At 67.5% G+C, this 1069-nt stretch carries 3 protein-coding genes; 2 read left to right on the plus strand and 1 reads right to left on the minus strand.

What is annotated here, in order from left to right; genetic code table 11:
• Positions 1 to 221 (plus strand): hypothetical protein (locus ABZ857_RS44365; RefSeq protein WP_357057004.1); only part of this gene is annotated, 221 nt, incomplete at its 5' end.
• 28 nt (positions 222 to 249) lie between these two features.
• On the opposite strand, the gene ABZ857_RS44370 is transcribed toward ABZ857_RS44365, so the two are convergent.
• The gene (locus ABZ857_RS44370) at positions 250 to 585 is read right to left on the minus strand and encodes an IS3 family transposase (RefSeq protein WP_272868918.1); all 336 of its coding nucleotides are present in this window, start codon (positions 583 to 585) and stop codon (positions 250 to 252) included.
• 13 nt (positions 586 to 598) lie between these two features.
• On the opposite strand from ABZ857_RS44370, the gene ABZ857_RS44375 reads away from it, so the two are divergent.
• Positions 599 to 1069, plus strand: a 471-nt coding sequence (locus ABZ857_RS44375; protein WP_357057008.1) for a transposase, incomplete at its 3' end; no start/stop codon positions are given.

Below are 1069 nucleotides of genomic sequence, written 5' to 3' on the forward strand. Positions count from 1 at the left end.
TCTTCGTCGAGGACGTGAACAACCACAGATTCCGCTACCACCTGCTCCGGCTCCAGGCGATGGCCGGCCTGACCGAGCAGGATGTCGAGGAACTCGGCGAGCTCGGTCGGCTGGTGTTCCAGAACGGCCAGACGCCGAACCAGGCGGCGGACCAGGCGGCCAAGATCGCCGGCCGACCCGATGCCAGTCCACTGGCCATCACCATCGCCGGCATCGTCTGAGCTTCCCCCGCTGCACGGGAGGCGTTGATTACCTGGTCAGGACGGGTGTGGGTGGTTCGACGGTCACCGGTTCGGCCGTCGCCTGGTCGGCGTAGAACTTCGCCTCGTACTCGTCGGGGCTGAGCCAGCCCAGGCGCTTCTGGATGCGGCGGGTGTTGTACCAGCCGTCGATGTAGGCGAACAGGGCCAGGTCGGCGTCAGTGCGGGTCTCGAAGGTCGTGCGACGCACGCACTCGGTCTTCAGCACGCTCCAGAAGTTCTCGGCGAGGGCGTTGTCGAACGAGTCCCCCACGCTTCCCATGCTCGGCTCGATTCCCGCCTTCAGCAGTGGGTCTGTACGGTCTTCGGTGTAACTCCCGATCAAGAGAGAACACCTGATGAGCGACGTGATCGTCTCCGCGGAGGCGGTTGAGGAAGTCCGGCCGGTCGAGCTCGCGCCGGACGTACTGGACGAGCAGTTGATCGGGCAGTTGGTCGACCGGGCCCGCGCCGGAGGCGTCAAACTGACCGGCGAGGGCGGGCTCCTGCAGCAGCTCACCAAACGCGTCCTGGAGGCCGCCCTGGAGGGCGAGATCACCGACCACCTCGGCTACGAGAAGCACGACCCGGCCGGCGCCGGCTCGGGGAACTCCCGCAACGGCACCCGCTCGAAGACCGTGGTCACCGACGTAGGGCCGGTCGAGATCGACGTGCCCCGCGATCGGGAGGGCAGCTTCGAGCCGCAGATCGTGCGCAAGCGCCAGCGGCGGCTGACCGGCGTCGACGAGATGGTGCTGTCACTGTCCGCCCGGGGCCTGACACACGGTGAGATCTCCGCCCACCTGGCCGAGGTCTACGGCGCGAACGTG

Origin of the sequence: Microbispora sp. NPDC046933, assembly GCF_040644635.1 — a bacterium.
Taxonomy (GTDB): Bacteria; Actinomycetota; Actinomycetes; order Streptosporangiales; family Streptosporangiaceae; genus Microbispora.